A 2621-nucleotide genomic window follows, 5' to 3' on the forward strand; every position below is an offset into this window, starting at 1 on the left:
GGCCCAATAAATTGATTGATGCGAAATTGTGCAAGGACAAGGAGCCCCCTCAGAACTGCATCATGCGCCCCTAGCCAGCATTACAACTCACGGTTGACTTGCGGACCGGTGACAGACAGCATGAACCCGTTCGCAATGTCTCGAGGCGTTGTTCAGCAGATCACCATGTCGGGAAGGGTCGTAGCGCTTATCGAACTTTTCGGGCGAATGACGCCTATTGAATTCGAGCCGAAACAGCTCACGCCTGCAGCATAAGACCGACTTAATTACCGCTTCGCGCGAACAGCTGACGTTCCGATGTGAGCGGGCTCTCGCAGCAAAAGCTGGTTGCAATTGCCAGCGGCGAGATTAGCTGAAGCCCGGCTTCCAATCATCCAGTGCCTAAAGGATGCCGACCCCCGTAGTGTCTGGATGTTACAGTTACGTACTTCCCCGATGGCCAATAACTAGAAATACTTTCGGAGATCGCTGGCGCTAGTTTGGTGACGCGAATATTTTAGATGACATACTGACAGCGGAGAAATTCGATGACCAATATCCCGATGAAGGACAATGGGTACCTTATCGTGGGTAGCCAGTTTAAAATGTGGAACGAAGCCAGTAAAGGCGACCCCAACGTAGGCGATGAAACGAACTGGGGTGTGCAGACTGGTCTGATGGCCGATCTGGTCTCCGGCTACTGCTGGAACCGGTTTCTCGGCGCCAGGGGGTACGGCGTGCTCACCGTATATCTGAAAGCCGCCGATGAGGTCGCCCCGGACGACCTCGTGGTCACGAACGGTTGGACTTTGATCAAAGTGGGTGCGCCGAATCAAATAGTATCCGAGGAACCCCCCAACTTGCAATTTGGAGGGTCGTCATGGACAAAACAGAATGAATGGGACGACGAACTTCGGTCAAATGTCATTGCGACTTATCAGTATGCCGGCCATTTTGAATCATGGGACAGCGCTCAGAATACCGACGGTTACGGAAAAATATATTTCGAAGTGAAACGTGCTGTCGAACAGGACATGAATGGCCAAACCATCCACAATGGGTTGCATGTTTCTGGCGGGTGGATGACGATCGGAGATGCGGCCAGCAATCATCCCTACAATGCGCGGCTCTGGGGTTACCAGACCCCGCTGAGTTATTGGAAAGGCACGGCGCCCAAGAAAACCGCGCTGACTGTGGCGGCCTGCCGGACTTGGCCGACAAACGGGCTGAGCTACGCCGGACATGACTACCATAACGCGAACGGGTTCGCGAACGTGTACCTCGCGCCTTCATGACTGGCTCGAGCGTTTAAAACGCGCGCTACGGGCGCAATTTTGTGTGGGGTTTCTCGCACCCCGCCAATTGAACACGGGGTTTCAAGGACCCCACGTTTCTTGAACATGACCCCTCGACCCCTCGCGCCAATGATGACCCTGTGGGAGAGCGTTCGCCGCTTGGCTACGCGATCACGGGTTTCATCCGCTACCGTATTGACGGGAACGCCGGCCGAGTGATCGCGCTTATTGATATTTTCGGGCGCATAACTCCTGTCGAGCCGGACAATTGTGTCCCGCGGCTTGATTTCCAAATCTAACGAGTACGTTGCAAGAATGTGTCCGCTTTTCGCCAAAAAGCAGTTAGCGCAATGGAATCCATAGAGGGCTCTTCCAGCCCTTCAATTCATTCAGGAAAACCTGCAGTTTGGCGGGTAAATACCGTCGTGTCGGGTAGACGGCATGGACGAATATCTCGGGCGATGACCAGTCTGGCAGCAGACGGACGAGTTCGCCGCGTCTGATTTGTTCGTCGCAATAGGTTGACGGCAGCAGGCCGATCCCGTGCCCGCGATAGGTAAACGCACTGATCGACTGGAAATCCCTGCTTGATAAGGGGCCTGACACATGCAGTTTGACGGATTTCCGTCCGTTGACCAGATGCCATTCGGCCTCGTTGTTGCGTCCGTTGAGCAGAATGCACTGGTGGTCCTTCAAATCCTCCGGTTTCACCGGTGAGGACCGACCTTTGAGGTATTCTGGAGTGGCGACAACATAGCGGACACTTTTCCCGACCGTCTGCGTGACAATCGTCGAATCCCGAAGCTCGCCGAAGCGAATGCCGACATCAACATTTTCTGCAATCAGATCGAGGAAGAGATTTGTGACGAAGAGATCGACCTCGATCCGTGGGTAAGTCTTCAGGAACGCCGAGAGAAATTCATAAAATGGCTCTTGGCCCAGAATCACCGGCACCGAGATTTTCAGCAGGCCTTCCGGCTCCTTCTGCGTTTGGGTCAAAACTCGCTCCGCGTCAAACAAGTGACTGAGAGGTTCGCTGCATTGATTGTAGTAGGCACGCCCTTGGACGGTGAGCGTCAGCTTGCGGGTCGTTCGCTGCAGCAAGGTGACCCCGAGCTGATCCTCGAGCGCGGAAACTTTTCGGCTGACGGTCGACACCGGCATCCCGAGCGCGTGTGCGGCGCGGCTAAAGCTTTCGAATTGCGCAACCTTCACGAAAACCGAAATGTCATTGAGATCGACCATGCGTCGATTTTTGCATAAATGGAAAAAAGATTCCTGATATTTCCATCTAATCACGGAATAAAGCTTCGGCCATATTCGTTGGGAACAAGCGCAACGCTGCGC

The 2621-nt window shown here is 54.0% G+C and carries 2 protein-coding genes; one reads left to right on the forward strand and one right to left on the reverse strand.

Annotated features, from left to right (window positions below; genetic code table 11):
* Positions 1–527: 527 nt before the first annotated feature.
* On the forward strand, positions 528–1274 hold the full coding sequence (locus AAAC48_RS18805; protein WP_340655648.1) for a hypothetical protein: 747 nt from the start codon (positions 528–530) through the stop codon (positions 1272–1274).
* 342 nt (positions 1275–1616) lie between these two features.
* Here AAAC48_RS18805 and AAAC48_RS18810 read toward each other — a convergent pair whose 3' ends face one another.
* Positions 1617–2519: a LysR family transcriptional regulator gene (locus AAAC48_RS18810; protein WP_340655649.1), complete on the reverse strand. Its 903-nt coding sequence runs from the start codon at positions 2517–2519 to the stop codon at positions 1617–1619.
* Positions 2520–2621: the final 102 nt, after the last annotated feature.

Origin of the sequence: Phyllobacterium sp. (assembly GCF_037994405.1) — a bacterium.
Lineage (GTDB): Bacteria > Pseudomonadota > Alphaproteobacteria > Rhizobiales > Rhizobiaceae > Phyllobacterium.

Coding starts and splice junctions, on each gene's coding strand:
- AAAC48_RS18805 (WP_340655648.1), top strand. CDS start 528: ATGACCAATATCCCGATGAAGGACAATGGGTACCTTATCGTGGGTAGC.
- AAAC48_RS18810 (WP_340655649.1), bottom strand. CDS start 2,519: ATGGTCGATCTCAATGACATTTCGGTTTTCGTGAAGGTTGCGCAATTC.